This is a genomic window from Hymenobacter metallilatus (assembly GCF_003944705.1).
In the GTDB taxonomy this organism is placed as follows: Bacteria; Bacteroidota; Bacteroidia; order Cytophagales; family Hymenobacteraceae; genus Hymenobacter; species Hymenobacter metallilatus.
This window is the reverse complement of record NZ_RWIS01000002.1, coordinates 420,475-439,642: the sequence shown is the minus strand read 5'-3', so window position 1 is coordinate 439,642 and position 19,168 is coordinate 420,475. Positions and strand designations below refer to the sequence as shown.

The 19,168-nt window shown below is 63.0% G+C and carries 13 protein-coding genes; 9 read left to right on the top strand and 4 right to left on the bottom strand.

Features of this window, described 5'->3' with window-relative positions; all coding sequences use genetic code 11:
- The first annotated feature begins 14 nt into the window (after nucleotides 1–14).
- The 9 genes from EI290_RS05205 to EI290_RS05165 all read left to right on the top strand — a co-directional run bounded on the left by EI290_RS05205 (nucleotide 15) and on the right by EI290_RS05165 (nucleotide 11,516).
- The gene (locus tag EI290_RS05205) at nucleotides 15–1,367 is read left to right on the top strand and encodes an aminotransferase class III-fold pyridoxal phosphate-dependent enzyme (protein WP_125427434.1); all 1,353 of its coding nucleotides are present in this window, start codon (nucleotides 15–17) and stop codon (nucleotides 1,365–1,367) included.
- Between the two features lie 106 nt (nucleotides 1,368–1,473).
- Nucleotides 1,474–2,850 (top strand): dihydropyrimidinase, encoded by a 1,377-nt coding sequence (gene hydA / locus EI290_RS05200; RefSeq protein WP_125427432.1) that lies wholly within the window; start codon nucleotides 1,474–1,476, stop codon nucleotides 2,848–2,850.
- Between the two features lie 92 nt (nucleotides 2,851–2,942).
- Nucleotides 2,943–3,368 carry a four helix bundle protein gene (locus tag EI290_RS05195; RefSeq protein WP_125427575.1) on the top strand — a complete coding sequence of 142 codons (426 nt, stop codon included), beginning with the start codon at nucleotides 2,943–2,945 and terminating at the stop codon, nucleotides 3,366–3,368.
- Between the two features lie 40 nt (nucleotides 3,369–3,408).
- Nucleotides 3,409–4,275, top strand: coding sequence for a nitrilase-related carbon-nitrogen hydrolase (locus EI290_RS05190; RefSeq protein ID WP_185816853.1), 867 nt, complete (start codon nucleotides 3,409–3,411; stop codon nucleotides 4,273–4,275).
- A gap of 107 nt (nucleotides 4,276–4,382) precedes the next feature.
- Nucleotides 4,383–5,708: an FAD-dependent oxidoreductase gene (locus EI290_RS05185; protein WP_125427430.1), complete on the top strand. Its 1,326-nt coding sequence runs from the start codon at nucleotides 4,383–4,385 to the stop codon at nucleotides 5,706–5,708.
- Nucleotides 5,709–6,045: 337 nt separating this feature from the next.
- Nucleotides 6,046–7,437 (top strand): NAD-dependent dihydropyrimidine dehydrogenase subunit PreA, encoded by a 1,392-nt coding sequence (gene preA / locus EI290_RS05180; RefSeq protein WP_125427428.1) that lies wholly within the window; start codon nucleotides 6,046–6,048, stop codon nucleotides 7,435–7,437.
- 71 nt (nucleotides 7,438–7,508) lie between these two features.
- A complete protein-coding gene (locus tag EI290_RS05175; RefSeq protein ID WP_125427426.1) occupies nucleotides 7,509–7,952 on the top strand; it encodes a hypothetical protein in 444 nt (147 codons plus the stop codon).
- Nucleotides 7,953–8,211: 259 nt separating this feature from the next.
- On the top strand, nucleotides 8,212–10,152 hold the full coding sequence (gene dnaK, locus EI290_RS05170; RefSeq protein WP_125427424.1) for a molecular chaperone DnaK: 1,941 nt from the start codon (nucleotides 8,212–8,214) through the stop codon (nucleotides 10,150–10,152).
- Nucleotides 10,153–10,367: 215 nt separating this feature from the next.
- Complete coding sequence (locus EI290_RS05165) at nucleotides 10,368–11,516, top strand: FAD-dependent monooxygenase (protein WP_125427422.1); 1,149 nt, start codon at nucleotides 10,368–10,370, stop codon at nucleotides 11,514–11,516.
- 17 nt (nucleotides 11,517–11,533) lie between these two features.
- Here EI290_RS05165 and EI290_RS05160 read toward each other — a convergent pair whose 3' ends face one another.
- From EI290_RS05160 to EI290_RS05145, 4 genes are all read right to left on the bottom strand, one after another.
- The gene (locus tag EI290_RS05160) at nucleotides 11,534–14,269 is read right to left on the bottom strand and encodes a hypothetical protein (protein ID WP_125427420.1); all 2,736 of its coding nucleotides are present in this window, start codon (nucleotides 14,267–14,269) and stop codon (nucleotides 11,534–11,536) included.
- Between the two features lie 451 nt (nucleotides 14,270–14,720).
- Nucleotides 14,721–17,213, bottom strand: a complete 2,493-nt coding sequence (locus EI290_RS05155; RefSeq protein ID WP_125427418.1) for a hypothetical protein — start codon at nucleotides 17,211–17,213, stop codon at nucleotides 14,721–14,723.
- Entirely contained in the window at nucleotides 17,206–17,922 is a 717-nt protein-coding gene (locus EI290_RS05150; RefSeq protein ID WP_125427416.1) for a hypothetical protein, read from the bottom strand. Before EI290_RS05150 ends, EI290_RS05155 begins: the two co-directional genes overlap by 8 nt.
- Nucleotides 17,919–19,073 carry an AAA family ATPase gene (locus tag EI290_RS05145; RefSeq protein ID WP_125427414.1) on the bottom strand — a complete coding sequence of 385 codons (1,155 nt, stop codon included), beginning with the start codon at nucleotides 19,071–19,073 and terminating at the stop codon, nucleotides 17,919–17,921. The genes EI290_RS05150 and EI290_RS05145 overlap by 4 nt, the downstream gene beginning before the upstream one ends.
- Between the last annotated feature and the right edge of the window lie 95 nt (nucleotides 19,074–19,168).

Here is a 19,168-nt window from a genome sequence, read left to right as displayed (position 1 = left end):
CGCCCTTACGCCATATGGAAACCACCTTCGACACCGATAAGCAGCAGATTCTGCAGGACAACCTCGATTACACGCTGTTTTCGTGGTCGAAGCAGGCAGGGCTGAACCCGATTAGCGCCGAGCGGGCCGAGGGCGTGTACCTCTGGGACCGGGACGGCAAACGCTACATCGATTTCAGCTCGCAGCTGATGAACGTGAACATCGGCCACGGCAACCAGAAGGTGACCGAGGCCGTGGCCGCTCAGATGCGGGAGCTGAGCTACGTGTACCCCGGCATGATTACCAAGGCCCGCGGTGACCTGGGACGCCGCCTGGCCGACATCACCGCGCCCAACCTCACCAAAGCCTTTTTCACTCTGGGCGGAGCCGAGAGCATCGAAAACGCCGTGAAGCTGGCCCGCGTGTACACCGGTCGCCACAAAATCGTGTCGCTGTACCAGTCGTTTCATGGCGCGTCGTACGGGGCCATCAGCGTGGGCGGCGACCCGCGCAAATTCGCCGTCGACTCGCAGGCCATGCCCGGCACGGTGCACGTGGAAAACCCCTATTTCTACCGCTGCCCCTGGTACAGCCGCACGCCCGAGGAGTGCGCCGAGCGGGCCGCCGCCGCCATGGAGCGCATCATCGGCTACGAGAATCCGGGCAGCGTGGCGGCCGTTATCCTGGAGGGTGAGTCGGGCACCTCGGGCTGCATCAAGTACCCGCCCGGCTATTGGCAGCGGGTGCGCGAAATCTGCGACCGGCACGGCATTCTGCTCATTGCCGACGAGGTGATGTCGGGCTTCGGGCGCACCGGCCGGTGGTTCGGCTCCGACCACCACGGCGTGAAAGTGGATCTGATGTGCATGGCCAAGGGCATTACGGCCGGCTACCTACCGCTGGGCGCGGTGATGGTGGACGAGCAGATTGCCCACTACTTTGATGAGCGGCCCCTGCCGCTGGGCCTCACCTACTCGGCCCACCCCGTATCCTGCGCCGCCGCCGTGGCCGTGCTCGATATCTACGAGGAGGAAAACATGCTGGAAAACGTGCGGGAGCTGGGCCACTACCTCGACGCCCGCATCTGCGACCTGATGGGTGAGCACCCCAGCATCGGCGACTGGCGCAATACGGGCCTGTTTGGCTGCCTGGAGCTGGTGAAGAACCGGGACACCAAAGAGCCGATGGCCCCCTGGAACGCCGCGCCTTCACAAATGGACGTGATGAACCAGGTGGCGGCCCGCATCCGGGAGCTGGGCATGTACACCTTCGTGCGCTGGAACTACATCTTCATTGCCCCACCCCTCAACATCACGAAAGATGAGCTGGACGAAGGTCTGGCCATCATTTCGGAGGCTCTGCGGATTGCCGACCAGCATGTCAATTAAAAATTGAGAATTAAAAATTAAATCCCGGAGAACTCAAAGGAGCATCTTACCCGCCCCAAGACCCTAGCCGTTTTTAATTTTTCACTTTTAATTTTTAATTGAAAACATGGCTATCCTGATAAAAAACGGCCGCGTCATTACCGCTGACTCGGATTCCATTTGCGACATTCTCACCGAAGGCGAAACCATTGCCGCCATCGGCAGAAACCTCCCCGCACCGGCTGATGCGCAGGTTATCGACGCCACCGGCAAGCTGGTGCTGCCCGGCGGCATCGACCCGCACGTACACCTGGATATGCCGTTTATGGGCACGTTCAGCTCCGACACCCACGAAACCGGCACCCGCGCCGCTTTGCACGGCGGCACTACTACCGTTATTGATTTTGTGTTGCAGAAGCAGGGCCACAGCTTACGGGAGGCCCTGACGGAGTGGCAAGGCCGGGCCACCGGCACCGCCGTGGGCGACTACTCCTTCCACATGGCCGTGACGGATTTCAACCCCGGCACCCGGGAGGAAATCAAGGACATGGTGGCCGAGGGCATTACGTCCTTCAAAACCTTCATGGCCTACAAGGGTGCCCTCATGATTGACGACGCGCAGATGGTGGGGCTGATGCAGGAGGTACGCAAGCACGGCGGCCTCGTGACGGCCCACGCCACCAACGGCGACCTGATTGATACGCTCATTGCCCAGCACCGCGCCGCCGGCCAGCTCACGCCCCGCTACCACTACCTCTCCCAGCCCGAAGTGACGGAAGCCGAAGCCTCGGGCCGCTTCGCTGATATTGCCAACTACACCGGCGTCAATGCCTACATCGTGCACCTCACCTGCGAGGGGGCGCTCAACCAGGTGCGCCGGGCCACTGAGCGCAACCAGCGGGTGTTCGTGGAAACCTGCATTCAGTATCTGCTGCTGGATGCTTCGCTGTACGGCGAAGACTTTGAGGGAGCCAAGTGGGTGATGTCGCCGCCGCTACGGGAGCCGAAGGACCAGGCCACGCTCTGGGCCGGCATCAACCAGGGCTTGGTGCAGGTAGTGGGCACCGACCATTGCCCGTTCAGGTGGGAGCAGAAGCAAATGGGCCGGGACGACTTTTCGAAGATTCCGAACGGGCACCCGGCCATCGAGCACCGCATGGAGCTGCTGTTTTCGGAGGGCGTGATGAAGGGCCGCATCAGCCCGCAGAGGTTTGTGGAAGTGACCAGCACCAACGCGGCCAAAATCTTCGGCATGTTTCCCCGCAAAGGCACCATCAGCATCGGCGCCGACGCGGACCTGGTGCTCATCGACCCCAAAAAGAAGCACACCATTTCGGCCGCAACCCACCACATGAACGTGGACTACTCCGCCTACGAAGGCCACGAGCTGACCGGCAAAATCACCACCGTGCTCCTGCGCGGCCAGGTAGCCGTGGATGCTGGCGAAACCAAGGTTGGGCGCGGCTACGGGCAATTCATCAAGCGTGGGAAAGTGAGTTTCTAGTTGCTGGTTGCTTGTTTCTAGTTGACAGGCCACCGACGAACGAAGCGCCCTTAACTAGAAACAAGCAACCAGAAACCAGAAACTCAGAAAAGATGGCAACAATTACCAGGTTTGAAGAGCTAACCGCCTGGCAAAAGGCCAGGGAGTTGACACGCCGTATTTATGATTGCACCCGGGCCGGAGAGTTTGCGCGTGATTTTGGGCTGCGTGACCAAATTCGCCGGGCTTCTGGGTCGGTGATGGACAACATTGCAGAAGGATTTGACCGGGGCGGACGTGGCGAATTTGTCCAGTTTCTGGGTATAGCCAAAGGGTCGGCCGGAGAAGTACGGTCCCAACTCTACCGCGCATTCGATCAGCAGTATCTAACCCAGACGGAGTTTGATGAGCTCCGGGAATTGTCAGAAGAAATTGGCCGGCTGATTGAAGGCCTGCTCAAGTACCTGAGCACTTCTACCGTGCGCGGAGAGCGGTACCAACAGCCAACGCATCATTCTGCTACGGCCCAGCCCGAATAACTAGCAACCAGAAACAAGCAACCAGAAACTCCAAAAAGACATGCCCAGAATAATCAAATCCGGCCTGATTCAGATGAGTCTGCCCAAAACCGAAGGCGAAGGCACGATTGAGGAAATCAAGGAAGCTATGGTGCAGAAGCACATTCCGCTGATTGAGGAGGCCGGCCGCCAGGGCGTGCAGATTCTCTGTTTACAGGAAATCTTCAACACCCCCTACTTCTGCCCCGGCCAGGACAAAGCCTGGTATGCCTCCGCCGAGCCCGTGCCCGGCCCGACTACGGAGCGCATGGCCGAATACGCCCGCAAGTACAACATGGTGATGATAGTGCCGGTGTACGAGCGGGAATCGGCGGGCTTCCTCTACAACACCGCCGCCGTTATCGACGCCGACGGCACCTACCTGGGTAAGTACCGCAAAAACCACATTCCGCACACCTCCGGTTTCTGGGAGAAGTTCTTCTTCAAGCCCGGCAACCTGGGCTACCCCGTGTTCCAGACCAAATACGCCAAAGTAGGCGTGTACATCTGTTACGACCGGCACTTCCCCGACGGAGCCCGTGTGTTGGGCCTCAACGGCGCGGAAATCGTGTACAACCCCTCTGCTACCGTAGCCGGCCTCTCGCAGTACCTCTGGAAGCTGGAGCAACCCGCACACGCGGCGGCCAACGGCTACTTCATGGGTTGCATTAACCGCGTAGGCCAGGAAAAACCCTGGAACCTGGGCAAGTTCTACGGCACCAGCTACTTCGTGGACCCGCGCGGCCAGATTCTGGCCCAGGCTTCCGAAGAAAACGACGAGCTGCTCATCACCGAATTCGACCTCGACATGATTGAGGAGGTGCGCAATACCTGGCAGTTCTTCCGCGACCGGCGCCCCGAAACCTACGAGAAGCTGGTGGAACTGTAAGCTAGTTGTCAGTTGCTAGTTGTCTGTTGTCAGAACCAACGCTGAGAGTAGACAACCAGCAGTCTAAGCACTAACAACAGACAACTAAAAACTGACAACTCAAGGATATGGCCGAATACGCACCCCCTACCACCGCCCAGGAATTTGCCGGGAACTTCGCGCAGCTCAAGCCGCTGATGAGCAACTCAGAGGCCCTGCTGGAAAGCTCCCGCTGTCTGTTCTGCTTCGATGCGCCCTGCATTCAGGCCTGTCCGTCGGGCATTGACATTCCGCTGTTTATCCGGCAGATCAATTCTGGCAATGCTACTGGCGCGGCCCGCACCATTTACGAGGCCAACTACTTCGGTAACGCCTGCGGCAAGGTGTGCCCCACCGAGGTACTCTGCGAGGGGTCCTGCGTGTACACGGCGGCCGGGGCCAAGCCGATTGAAATCGGGCGGCTGCAAAGCCACGCCACGCGCCAGGTGATGGATCAGGGCAAGCCGCTGTTCGGGCCGGGCGCAGCCACCGGGTTTCGGGTGGCCGTAATTGGGGCCGGGCCGGCGGGTATCAGCTGTGCCTGCGAGCTGCGCAAGCTGGGCCACGAGGTAGATGTGTTCGAGGCCAAAGGCCAGCCCTCAGGCCTGACGCTCTACGGCGTGGCTCCTTACAAAATCACCAACGAGGAAACCCTCGCCGAAATGGCCTACCTGGAGGCGCAGTTCGGGTTCCGGGTGCACTACAACCAGCCCATCCAGAGCCGCGCCGACCTGGAGAAGCTGGAAACCGAATACGCGGCCATCTTCCTGGGTATTGGGCTGGGCAGTACTTCCGGGCTGGGCCTGCCGGGCGAGGACCGGGAAAACTGCGTGGGCGCGGTAGAGTTCATCGAGCAGCTGCGCATCCGGCAGGAGCATACCGCCGTGGGCCGCCGGGTGGTGGTGCTGGGCGGCGGCAACACCGCCATGGATGCCGCTTCGGAGTCGGCGCGGCTGGGGGCCGAGCGGGTGGTGCTGGCCTACCGGCGCGGCAAAGAGGAAATGGGCGCATACGAGTTTGAGTACGATCTGGCCAAAGCCGTGGGCGTGCAGGGCCTGTTCAATGTGGCCCCGCTCGAAATTGTGGGCAACGGCCGGGTGGAAGGCGTGAAATTCGTGCGCACCGCCACCCGCAACGGGCAGGTGCAACCCGTGCCCGGCTCGGAGTTCGTGGAGCCCTGCGACATGGTGATAAAAGCCACCGGCCAGTCCAAGCAAACCGGCTTCCTAAGCTTCATTCCCGATTTGCAATTGGACGCCAAAGGCCGCATTCTATTCGACCCCAACACCGGCCAAACCACCAACCCGCGCTACTTCGCCGCCGGCGACGCGGCCAACGGCGGCGCCGAAGTAGTAAACGCCGCCGCCGACGGCAAAGCCGCCGCCCACGGAATTCATCGGTTTTTGATGAAATAAGAGCATACAGAACGTCATTCCGAGCATGTGGCGCATCAAGCCAGGGACGGAGCCGTAGCCGAGGAATCTCGCGTGCTGACGTTGTGGTGGTAATTGTCATTCCGACATTCCGCGCATCAAGCGGCGAGAGGAATCTCGCGTGCTGATGTCTGAATAGCGTGGCAACGTCAGCACGCGAGATTCCTCGGCTCCGCTCGGAAGGACGTTCTAGGGTCTAGTTACCACCACAACATCAGCACGCGAGATTCCTCGACTCCGCTCGGAATGACGTTCGGAATGGCGTGCCGATAACGCAGTCAACCAGAAACCAGCAACTAGAAACCAGAAACTCATTTCTATGCCTGACCTCTCCATCAACTTTGCCGGTATCAAGTCGCCCAATCCGTTCTGGCTGGCTTCGGCGCCGCCTACCAACTCGGGGTATCAGGTGATGAAGGCCTTTGACGCCGGCTGGGGCGGAGCCGTGTGGAAGACGCTGGGCGTGCCCGTGGTAAACGTATCGAGCCGCTACGGCAGCGTGAACTATCGGGATAAGCGCATGATGGGCTTCAACAACATCGAGCTGATTTCGGACCGCCCGCTGGCCGACAACCTGCGCGAGATTGAGGAAGTGAAAAAGCGGTTTCCGCACCACGCCGTCATTGCCTCCCTCATGGTGCAGAGCCGGCAGGAGTGGCACGACATCGTGCGTGACGCCGAAAATGCCGGCTCCGATGGCATTGAGCTGAACTTCGGCTGCCCGCACGGCATGTGCGAGCGAGGCATGGGCTCGGCCGTGGGCCAGGAGCCGGAGGTGCTGCAAACCATTGTGGAGTGGGTGATGGAAGTGGCCCGCATTCCGGTTATCGTGAAGCTCACGCCTAATATCTCGGACATTACTGAGCCCGCCCTGGCCGCGCGGCGCGGGGGCGCCAATGCCATTTCCCTCATTAACACCATCCAGAGCATCGTGGGCGTGGATCTGGATTCCTTTGCCCCCTACCCTATCGTGGACGGGCAGGGCTCGAACGGCGGCTACTGCGGCCCGGCTGTGAAGCCTATTGCCCTGAACATGGTGAAAAACTGCGCCCAGCACCCCGGGGTGCGCCTGCCCATTTCCGGCATCGGGGGCATCGAAACCTGGCGCGACGCGGTGGAGCACATCCTGCTGGGGGCCAGTTCGGTGCAGGTGTGCACGGCAGCCATGCACTACGGCTTCGGCATTATCCGCGAGATGACCAGCGGCCTGGAGCAGTACATGCTGGAAAAGAACTTCCATACCATCTACGATATGGTGGGCCGGGCTTTGCCCAACGTAAAGCCCTGGGAAGAGCTTAACCTCCACTACAAAGTCACGGCCCACATCGACGCCGCCAAGTGCATTGGCTGCCAGCTCTGCTACACCGCCTGCGAAGACGGTGCCCACCAGGCCATCCGGTTGCAAGCCGGCACGCGCACCCCGGAAATCATCGACGAGAACTGCGTGGGCTGCAACCTCTGCTCCCTGGTGTGCCCCGTGGAGCAGTGCATCACGATGGAGCGCCGCGACGACGGCACCCGGCACCAGACCTGGCAGCAGCGCACCGCCGCCCACGACATCCCGACCACCTTCAATGATGAGCGCGCTGGCGGCCGTCACCACTGGGTACCCGAGCCAGCGGCGGCGCTGGGTAAGGAGCGGGACAAAACCTTGCCAGGCAAGGCGCGGCAGTATGATTCGGAGCCGGTGAAGCAGCGGGTAAGAGAGTAGCTTCAATTAACATTTTTCATTCAAAAAGCCTCTACACGGAGTGTGTAGAGGCCTTGTATCGTTATTTACTTATGCTTTCCTCGTATTCAACTCAAACTCTTTCAATTCTTCTTGCAGAATTTCCTGACTTCCGGGATTCTGTAAACCTTCAAGAAGACTACTTCAGTATAGAGTTAAACTCTCCTTCAGGCCTGCCTTTCATCATCTCCTCCGAAAATGATGAACTGACTGTTTATTTCTCTGAGCATCACTGCCATTTCACCAGCTTTAATGAGCAAGGCAGTGTGGGCAGCTACCCATTAGATGATGTGGCAGATGCAATTGATTATATCCGCAAGTTAATTTCTGGCGAAGTGGCCTTAGCTGTTTGGACGAAAGACGGTACGCTTTCAATGTCATCTACTTATGAAGTTAAAGACGGACCATTGCCCGCAGGCAGAAACTGGTTTTCATCCTGGCTCTGGCGTCGCTGGATGCGCAAACGAGAAGTAGAAACAAGGAAGTGGTCCTCTTAAGCTTCGCCCTATATCCCAGCCATGCTCCGAGGCCTTGATGCGGAATCCCCCTTCTGCCCCGCTGTCAGCAAATCCCACCTCTTGTTTTCCCGTAGAAGTCAGTCCGGCGGAAAAAAGCTGGCCCGGTTAGCCTGAAATGACAATCTGTCACGAACAAATGGCTTTTAACGGGCTGGTACGTGTCTTGTAACTCCCCTCGGCGTGCCTGCTGCGCGGGCACTTTATCTGACACCTCAACACCCTAACGATACTCCTTACAATGGGAAAAATAATTGGTATTGACCTCGGCACCACCAACTCCTGCGTGGCCGTAATGGAAGGCAACGAGCCGGTGGTGATTCCGAACAGCGAAGGCCGCCGCACGACTCCGTCGATTGTCGCGTTCCTGGACAACGGTAAAGGTGAGCGGAAGGTAGGTGACCCGGCTAAGCGTCAGGCCATTACCAACCCCCACAACACCATTCAGTCGATTAAGCGTTTTATGGGCCGCAACTTCTCGGAAGTAACCGAAGAAGCCAAGCACGTAGCGTATGCCCTGGGTAGCGGCTCCAACAACACGGTGGGCGTGAAAATCGGTGACCGGCAGTACACGCCCCAGGAAATTTCGGCTATGGTGCTTCAAAAAATGAAGCAGACCGCCGAAGACTACCTCGGCCAGCCTGTAACGGAAGCCGTTATTACGGTTCCCGCCTACTTCAACGACGCCCAGCGCCAGGCTACCAAAGAAGCCGGTGCCATTGCCGGCCTCGACGTGAAGCGCATCATCAACGAGCCCACGGCCGCTGCTTTGGCCTATGGCCTCGACAAAGACCACTCGAACCACAAAGTAGCCGTGTATGACCTCGGCGGTGGTACGTTCGATATTTCGATTCTGGAGCTGGACAACGGCGTATTCGAGGTACTGAGCACCAACGGTGACACCCACCTCGGCGGCGACGACTTCGACCAGGTAATCATCAACTTCCTGGCCGAAACATTTGCCTCGGAAAATGAAGGCCTCGACCTGCGCAAAGATGCCATGGCCCTGCAGCGCCTGAAAGAAGCCGCAGAGAAAGCCAAGGTAGAGCTGTCGTCGTCGACTGAAACCGAAATCAACCTGCCTTACATCACCGCTACGGCTTCGGGCCCCAAGCACCTGGTAGTAAAGCTAAGCCGCTCGAAATTCGAGCAGCTGGCCGACTCGCTGATCCGTCGCTCGATGGAGCCGGTGAAAAAGGCGCTGCAAGATGCTGGCCTGAGCACTTCGGATATCAACGACGTGATTCTGGTAGGTGGCTCGACCCGCATTCCGCGCATTCAGGAAGAGGTAGAGAAGTTCTTCGGCAAGAAGCCTAGCAAGGGTGTAAACCCCGACGAGGTAGTGGCCGTGGGCGCTGCCATTCAGGGCGGCGTACTGACCGGCGAAGTGAAGGATGTGCTGCTGCTCGACGTGACCCCGCTGAGCCTGGGCATTGAGACGATGGGCGGCGTGATGACCAAGCTCATCGAAGCCAACACCACCATCCCGACCAAAAAATCGGAAACCTTCTCCACGGCCTCCGACAACCAGCCTTCGGTAGAAATCCACGTGTTGCAGGGTGAGCGGCCTATGGCCTCGCAGAACCGCACCATCGGCAAATTCCACCTCGATTCGATTCCGCCAGCGCCCCGCGGTGTGCCGCAAATCGAAGTAACCTTCGACATTGATGCCAACGGCATTCTGCACGTAACGGCCAAGGACAAAGGCACCGGCAAGGAGCAGAAAATCCGCATTGAAGCCTCCTCGGGCCTTTCGGATGCCGACATTGAGCGGATGCGCCAGGAAGCAGCGGCCAACGCCGATGCCGACAAAGCCGAGCGGGAGAAAATCGAGAAGGTAAACCAGGCCGACTCAATGATTTTCCAGACCGAGAAGCAGTTGACCGAATACGGCGACAAGCTGAGCGGCGGCAACAAAACGGCCGTTGAAACGGCTCTGGCCGACCTCAAGAAAGCCCACGAAAGCAAAGACCTGGGGGCTATTGATACGGCTATGGCCGCCATCAACGCCGCCTGGCAGGCTGCCTCGCAGGAAATGTACGCCCAGAGCGGCCCCGAAGGCCAGCCCGGCGCGGAAGGCGGTAACCCCTTCGGCGGCGCGGGTCAGCCCGGTGGCAACGGCCAGCAAGGCGCCGGCCACGACAACGTGACCGACGTGGATTACGAAGAAGTAGGCAAGTAACATCACAGATTGGCGCTGATTTTTCGGCAGATTCTGTGTTGCAGTAAAAAGGCCCGGAGCAGCTTGCTTCGGGCCTTTTTTGCGTTTGAAGAAACCTGTATGGCGGCTGTTTACCGCCGCTGCTATGGATATTTTGCGTGGTTTCACCAGAAGCTTACGCAGTCCTGACAATCTTTGTCCTGTATTTTGTTTACTGCGCTGTTTTTGTCGGACACATGCCGCATTTTCTGATTATCGGGGCCGGTATTGGCGGGTTGAGCGCGGCGCACGCGCTGCTGAAGTTGGGCCATACGGTGGGCGTGTACGAGGCCGCGCCGGAACTGCGCGAAGTGGGCGCGGGTGTGGTGCTGGGAGCCAATGCCATGCGGGCTTTGCACGAGTTTGGCGTGCACGACCTTGTGCGCCCGCACGGCAGGCCCGTGACCAGCCTGCATCTGCTCGACCAGCGGGGCCGGCTCCTGCAAGCCGCCGATACCACGCCCTTCACCCAGCAACTGGGCTTCGATAACCTCGGAATTCATCGGGCGGCATTGCAGCGGGCCTTACTGACGGGGCTGCCGGCGGGCACCCTGCGGCTGGGCTGTCCGTTCGAGCGGTTTGAGGAAACGGCGGCCGGGGTGACGGCGCACTTCGCCGATGGCAGCACCGCTACCGCCGACGCGCTGATTGGGGCAGACGGGCTCCGCTCCCGGGTGCGGCGGCAGCTGTGGCCCGCCACCGAGCCGCGCTACGCGGGCTACACCTGCTGGCGGGCCGTGGTGGATGCCGGGCGGCTAAGCCTGCCGCCCGGCGAGTCGGTGGAGGTGTGGGGCGAGGCGGGGCGGCGGTTTGGCTACGTGCCGGTGGGCGGCGGCCGGGTGTACTGGTTTGCCTGCCTCAACAGCGCCCCGCCCCAGAACCCGCATTTCCGGGCCTTCCGCGCGGCCGACTTGCAGCGGGAGTTCGGTGGGTTTCCGGCCCCGGTGCCCCAACTGCTCGGCCTCACCCGCGACGACCAGCTGCTCTGGAACGACATCCTCGACCTGCCGCCCCTCCCCCACTTCGCGCGGGGCCGCGTACTGCTGCTCGGCGACGCGGCCCACGCCACCACGCCCAATCTGGGCCAGGGCGCGGGCATGGCCGTAGAAGATGCCGCCGTGCTGGCCCGCTGCCTTGGCCCCGCCCCCGATATAGCCGCCGCGTTCCGGGACTTCGAGCAGCGGCGGCGGGCTCGCACCGCCCGCGTCGTGCGTACTTCCTGGCAGCTGGGCCGCGTCGGGCAACTGGAAAATCCGGTTCTGACCCGGCTGCGCAACACCCTGATGCAGCTGCTGCCGGCCGCCGTCAGCAGGCGCCAGATGGCGTGGCTGTACGAGGAGCTGTAGCACGGCAGCGCGGCGGGCTACTCCGCGGGAATGTCGCAGCGGGTGAGGCAACCGGTAGCTTCCAGCAGCGCGAACTGGCGGCGGTTGTTGGTGGGCAGAATAGCGACGACGGGCGTTTCGGTTTCGTATGAGTGAAATAACTGCTCCTCGCTGTTATCGAGAGTGTATACAATAGCGTGAATGGTAGAAGCCAAAGCCAGTCGGCCGGCTCCAACCAAGTTCATGGTGTGAACGTCTTTGACGTCGGACATTTTACTAGAGGTGGACTCATCATTCCGGTTCTGAAACACCGTTATTTCATCATCAGACAGCACGAAAAGCTCGGTGGTAGGCCCGCATATCAGGTGTTCTATAGGGCTGAACAAAACCTCTAGGACGGTAATGGTTTCTTTCCTGATTCGGAGTAGGTTGTCATCCAAATAACTATAGTAACTGTCCTCCCGGTAAAATACAGGAGCCACTTTATAACGGGTTAACTCAGATGGTGTAAATGGTATGCCACCAGATGGACGAAGAACCCACTCCTTTCCAGGTATTCCGTGGATGGAGTAGTTCTGTGACCGAACTTCTTCCCCATCCTGCGTCAGCAAAATCAGCTCATCGTTTGGAAGCAGGCCGATACCGATAAGGTTGACCGGCAGCCGGGGACAAACCACCAGCAGCGCCTCATCGAAGTGCTTATTTTTGGCCAGATACTGAGTAGCCAAGCCATCGTGCCCGTGCAGCACCACGTTGGTGGAGTGAAACGCATCCAGCAGCAGCTGTGGGTGCGCATCGGCGGGCAACTCATCGGGCCAGCTGAAATACTCGACATGGCCGTACCAGTTGCCGCGGGCCAGGTGCAGGCGGTTATCGAGTAGGCCCAGGGCCAGAAACTGGTTGCGGTGGGTCACGGCCTGGTACCAGCTGATGCGCTCATCGAGCTGGTGCGCTGCTGCCGGGGGCGCGGGAGTTGGTGCGGTGGCGGGGCGGGCGCGGGTCGTGGTGAGGTAGCGGCTGGCATCGGTGGCCAGCAGACGGTCGGTGGGCTGGAAGTGGTGGAGCAGGGCCACGTGCTGAGGCTGCCCGGCCTGGGCCTCGGTGCTGATGATGTGGTAGGCCAGTTCGCGGGCCACCGGCTGCACCTCGGGCGCGGTTTGCTGGGCTTGCACCAATACCTGCAAAAAGGCCCCGTGCTGGGCCGACCGGGTATGCTGCCGGTATAGCATCCTGATTTCGGCGCTCAAATCCAGCTCGGGACGGGTGGCGGCCACAGTTAGGTACTGTTGCAGGCAGGTTTCGGGCTGGCGGTTGTGCAGCCAGCCGGTTAACAGCACGTCCTGGGCGCGGGCGGGGCTGCCGAGCTTACGGTGCAGCAGGCGGGCAGCTTCAGGGTGGTTGTGGGCTTCCAGGAAAGTAGCGGCAGCCCGTTCGTAGTGCAGAGCGGCCGTGTCGGGCTGCTGGAGCTGCTGGTACAGGTCGCCGGCTTTTTCGTAGTGCTGAAGCTGCACGCGCAGCTCGGCGGCTTCCAGCAGCAGCCCGCCCCGCTCCAGACACTCGGCGGCCCCGGGCAGGTTGTTCAGATGGTCGCGGTAGAGGGCAGCGGCTTCGCGGTAGTAGTGGCCCTGCTCCAGCACCTTGGCGGCCTGGTGGTAGTCGGCCAACAGGTGGGCGTAGATGTAGGCGGCCTGCTCGTGGCGGCCGGCCTCGCGGGCCTGCTCGGCGGCGGCACGGTACTGCTGGCGCAGCTGCAGCTCGTAGCGGCCCAGGTCCCAGCCATCCACGCGGCCACCCCCACCCAGGCGGCCCAGGTCGAAGCGGGTGCTGCGGGGGCCGAGGTAGGCCGAGGGCGGGGCCACGCCCCGGTTGAGGTAGGGCCCGCCCAGGGGAATGGCGTATTTTAGGGCCTGCTCCATGTCTTCGCCGAACAGCCGCAACAGCCGCTCCACCTCGTTCTGGCGCTTCTGGTCCAACCCATCGAGGTTGTGTTGCAGCCAGTTTTCCAGCCGCTCCAGGGGTCCAGGGCCACTCGGACCGCCGCCGCTTCCACCATCACCACTGCCCGAACCGCCAAACGCGCCCGCCGCCGCGCCCAGCCCGGCCGCCAGCCCGCCGAGGGCACCGGCCAGGCCTTGGGTGAGGCCCAGCCCCACCTTCAACGCGCCCCGGCCCAGGCTGTCGAGCAGGCGCTGGGTGGGCGTAGTAGCGGCATCGGGTTTGGGAATATCGGTGAGCGGCTGGGTGCCGATGGTATCGCGCAGACGGTTCAGCAGCTCGTCGGCGGGCGGCTGAGTGACGCGCACGGCCCGTAGCCGGGGCGGCGGAGGCGTGCCGGGCCGGGCCAGGTTCCAGGCCGTGGCGTGGGGCGGCGGCAGCGTCAGCAGCTCTGCCAGGCTGATTTCGTCTTCCTCAGCAAACCCCACCAGCCCGATGCCGGGGTGCAGCAGCTGCCGGGGCCAGAGCAGCGTGGCGGCCAACTCCTCGGGCGTGGTGGCGGGCCACAGCTCGGCGGCCACGGGCACCAGCAGGCGGCCGGCCACCAGGCCGTAGGGCTCCAGGCAGTCGGCGGGCACTTCCCCGGCCGGGCGCACCACCAGCAGCCCCGCCGGCCGCCGGCTCCGCACCGACTCGGGCACCACGTAGCAGACTACATCTTCGGGCGCTATCTGCCAGCGGCCCAGCTCCCGCAGCCAGGCCCCGGCATCGGGGCCGCGCAGAAACGCCGCGCAGGCCGGCCGCACCGGCCCGGCCGTGGGGCGAAGAGAGAGTTGCATGGTCATGGGTATGGGCTTTGCTGATATGGTTTCGTTCTGACGTTACGCCTCACCCCCCGACCCTCTCTCCAGGGAGAGAGGGGGAGCCAGACGAATATGCGCTGGAGTAATTCTCTTAACCGCTACGCGGCTGGGAAATGAGTGAGGTTCGTTCAAATTTTTCACAACGCATTCTATGGAATTCAACAGCATCGAAGCTGTTTCGGGAATAGCGTAACCTTCATAATGGGTCCGATAGAACACTGCGAGACACTGCGCCTTCCACTGCGAAACACTGCGAGAAATGAACCAGGACAATGTTTTTAGCAGGTTTTATTTGACTAGCTGTCGATAGAAGACGCTTGTCTGGTTAGTCGCAACGGCATTGGTTAGCCAGCGGTAGAGATGCTTCGACAAGCGGACGCCAGATGAGCATGACGTTCTTGATGGTCCTTTAGATTCCGGCTCGGCTTCATTCTTTCTGACTGGAAATCTGCTGGATGAAAGGGTACAGATACTGCTGGTAAAACACCTCCATCGGGAGCCAGTGGGGGGCATCCGGGTTAGCGTAGGGTTCGGTGCCGGTGAGGTTGCTGAAGTAGGGGGCACCGCTCACGCTGCCGTCGGTGGCCCAAGCAGCCAGGGGCTTGCCGAGGGCCAGCACCAGCGTCAGCTCGGGGGCGTTGGGGGCCACGCCGCGCAGGTGCAGCAGCCCGCGCGAATCGGCCAGGGCCTCGCTCCCATCAGGCCAGCGGAAGCGGCGCAGCGTCACGAGCGGGTTGTCGGGGTGCGGCAGCAGGTCCTCGTCGGTGCTCGTGGCGTACCCGGCTTCCGCCGACTTCCAGTTGCTGACGCGGTGATGCAAAACCAGGTGGCCATCCTTGCTCAGTGCCAGCAAGTAGCCTTCAACGGCCAGCTCACCCTGGGGCGTGATGCCCAGGCGCGTGACCCGCTGGAGCGTGTTGTAGCCGTTGTTGATGTGCTTTTTGATAGAGCCGCCCTGGTAAAAATTTGGCTGCCCGGTGCTGGTGGGCGGGGCGGCCGGGGTACGCTCGGTAATGGTGCCCGTAAGGTAATCTACCACCACAAACTGCCCGTTCACCCAGAACGCCACCGCCTGGTCGCGCCAGGTGATGTAGGGCGTCAGCGTGAGGCCCCGCACCTCCGCCGACAAATCTACGACTACCTGCCCGGCGGCCTGACCGTGTACCGGCAGGCGGTAAAACCACAGCCGCTGCTCGGCGGACCGGCTCACCAGCAGAAAAAACGCCGTGTGCCCATCCGACCCGAACCGACACTCCCCCGCTTCCACCCCATTGAGCAATTCCAACGCGCCCCGGTCTTTGCGGGGCCAGTACATGGCCCGGCCGGTATCGGTAATTATCAGGGCTCCCAGATTGGGTACCAGCACTGAGTTGATGGGCCGGGGCCGCACCGCAGTAGCCGGCAGCCGCAGCGGGGCAGGTTGCAGGTCCATAAACACCGGCCACCAGCCCGAAACTGGCTGGCGCAACGGCCGCGCCCTACCGGGACGGGTGGGCAGCGGGGCAAACAGCAGCTCGTCCAGGTCAAAGCGGGTGGTACTGAGCAGGTGGCGGTGGCCCTGGCGGAACTCGAACAGCTGCATTTCGCCGCTCCGCGCCACCGTGAGCAGAAAGCGCGGGGGCGCGGCGGCCAGCTCCCGCAGCAGGGCCGGCTCGTGCAGTTGGTCAGTTTCCGTGAGCAGGAGCAGGTCGGCGGCGGGGGCGGCGGCTACGGCAGCGGCCAGCGCGGGGGCGCAGTGCGGGGCCACGGCCAGCCGTTCCAGCGCCGCCAGCACCCCGGCGGCTGTGCCCAGCTCGGCGGGCTCGGCGGTTTCGCCGCCCAGGGTGTAGGCCGTGGCCGGAGCGGGCCGGTGGCCGGGCGGGGTGTGCCGGGACCAAGCCAGGGCGGCGGCCAGGGCAAACACCCGAGGTACGCCCCACATGGGCAAGGTGGTATCGAGCAGGATGACGCGGGGCCGGGGCTCCGGGTGAGGCGGCTGCTCCCGGCGCAGATACAGGGCCTCGTTGTTCACCAGCCGGGCCGTGAGGGCGAGGTCGTCGTGGGCCAACTCACTGAGCAGGAGCCTATCGAAGCTGCCCCGGTTGGTGACGTCGGCCACGCCGCCGAACGGCTGGTCGCCGGGGCCGTGGGCGTGGCGCGGAATGCGCAGGGCCGCGCCCAGCCGCCGGGCCAGCCGCGCCACGCCCGCCGTGCGGGCATCCTCGGCCAGCTCATCCAGCAAATGCACGGGCAGCGCCGCCGGTTCCTGGTCCGGGCCGGGGGCGGGCAGGTCGAGGGGGGCGGGTGCCTGGTTGAGGCCGGTGCGCAGGCGCAGCTCCAGCTGGGTGGGCTCGGGGAAGCGGCGGGCAGCCTGGGCCAGATACAGCAAATCGGCCTTGCAGCGGCCCAGGCTCAGGGGCACCTGCCGGGCGGCAACGGCCGCGTCGAGCCGGCCGCTGGCCCACTCGCGCACGGCAGCCGGCATGGTGTCGGGCCAGAAACCGGGCGTTTCGGTGCGGAACAGCTCCCGCAGCAGGTGGTACTTGCGGGGGCCGGTGCGCAGCTCGACCGGCAGCTGGCTTACCATCGTCAGGAGTTGCAGCACGTGGCGCAGGTGGTGCTGCATTTCGGCGGCTTGCCCCTGGTTTTCGGGGCTGGTGGTGAGGCTCTGGATGAGGCCGCTGAGGATGCCCGCCCCGCCCGACACCTCCCAGCCGGGGTTGCAGGCGGCCAGTACCAGCAGCACGCTGCCCAGCGCCGGCAGGTGCCCGCCGGCCAGCTCTTCCAGCACTTCGGCCAGTTCGGAACGGTAGCTGATGGTAGTGCCATCGGCCCACTCCACCACCTCCTGCCCCTCGGCCCAGCGCCAGAAGTAGCCCTGGGGCGTGCTGAAGTAGCGCACCGCCAGCTGCACAAAATCGAGGGTCGCGGAATCAGCCATGCACAGCAGCAACGGTAAGACGGACGGCGCTGCGGGTGGCGGGCACCAGGTTGGTTTCAGCAACCCGCTCCCAGCCTCCATCGGGCCCAAACAGCACAAAATCGGTGCCCGGACTAAGCTGCTGCACTACCAGCGCGGCTACCAGCTCGCTCTCGAAGCCCAGGCCGGCAGGCAGCAGCAGCTGGCCGTGCTGCCACAGCTCCAGCCCCGGCACGGGCGGCAAAGGCGTGCCCAGCACCAGCACCCGCCGGGGGCCGGCCACCGCAAACCGCAGCCGCTCCAGCCGGATGGCCGGGGCGGTTTCGGCGTACTGCTGCAAGGCGGCCAGCGTGGTGAGGATGGCCGCGCCGGGCCGCGCTTCGGGCAAAGGTACCAAGGCGGCCGGGGCCGGCGCGGGCACTAGGCTCGGCAGGGCGGCCACGGGCAGCCCGAGGGGCGCAAACGTACGCACCGGCTGCCACGCCAGGCCCGCCGGCAGCTGCCCGGTAGGCGTGGCGCGGCCCACCGGAAACAGCCGCCCGGCCGCATCGAGGTGGTAGCGGGCTTCGGCGGGCAGCTGCTGTACCGGCAAGGGCGGCTCCGGGGGCAGGCCGCGCAGCCACAGCCGCCCATCGGGGGCGAGGGCGCAGTGCAGGCCGGGCTGGTCGCGCACGGTGGCCAGGGCGGCGTGGCGGGCAGCGGGCAGCACCAGAATCAGCTCGGGACTCATGCGTGCAGCACTTTCTGCCAGAGGGCATCCAGGGGCTGCTGCACGTAGGCCCGCTGCACCTCGTTGCCGAGCCACTGGCAGCGGCCGTGCAGGTGGCGGAGCTGGTCCTTGAGCTGGGCGCGGTCGGCGGGGGTGGTGGCGGGGTCGTCCCAGCGGGCCGTCAGCTCGGTGGCTTCGCGGAACAGCGTATCGGCGTCGGGCAGGGCGGTACCGGCGGCGCGGGGGTGGCGGCGCGGCTCCTCGTCGGCGGCCACTATCGGCTCCACGATGCCGGCAATCAGCTCCCGCTGCTCGTCGGTGTCCCAGATGTAGCGCAGCACCCACATATCGGAGGGTGTGGCCGTGGTGCGCTGGCAGAGCAGGGCGCTGGCCGCCAGCAGCCGTTGCAGCTTCACGGCCCGGCGGTCCGAGACGGGCACGCCGGCGTGGCGCAGCTGGGCAATCAGGGCCACGTAGGCCGGACGCACGGCCCGCAAATCCACCAGCGGAATGGCCCGTTGCAGGTGCAGGATTTCCTCGGCCGTAATGCCGGGCACCTCGGCGGCAGCGGCGGGCCGCTGCTCCAGGGCCCAGCCGGCTTCCAGCACGTCGCCGAGCTGGTCGGGGGCCACGTAGTCGCAGTGCACCCGCACCAGAAACCTATCGAACAGGGCTTGCAGGGCCTCGTCTTCGGGCAGATGGTTGCTGGCCCCCACCACCATCAGGGCGGGTAAAGCGCGGGTTTCGCGGCCCCGCCGGAACACCCGCTCGTTCAGCACCATTAATAGGCTGTTGAGAATGGCGCTGTTGGCGTTCAGCAGCTCATCCAGAAAGATAAAATTGGCCTCGGGCAGCATGCCTTCGGTGTTGGTCACCAGGTCGCCTTCACGCAGGCGGCGGATATCGAAGGGGCCGAACAGCTCGTTGGGCTCGGTGAAGCGGGTGAGCAGGTACTCGAAGGTGCGGCCGTGAATGAGGCGAGCCAGGCCGCGCACCAGGGCACTTTTGGCCGTGCCAGGCGGCCCCAGCATAAACAGGTTTTCGCGCCCCACCAGGCAAATGCACAGCAGGTCCACAATGTCGTCCTTGCCTACAAATGTGCTTTTGAGGTGGCGGCTCACGTCGTTGAGCTTATCAACCAGCCGCCATTCTTCGGTCAGCGTTGCGTTCATCGGATATATCAGGAGAAAAAGGAATCAGAATCAGGACTTACGCAGCATGGTACCAACGCGCATTTCTCGCAGTGTCGCGCAGAGGGTTACGCAGT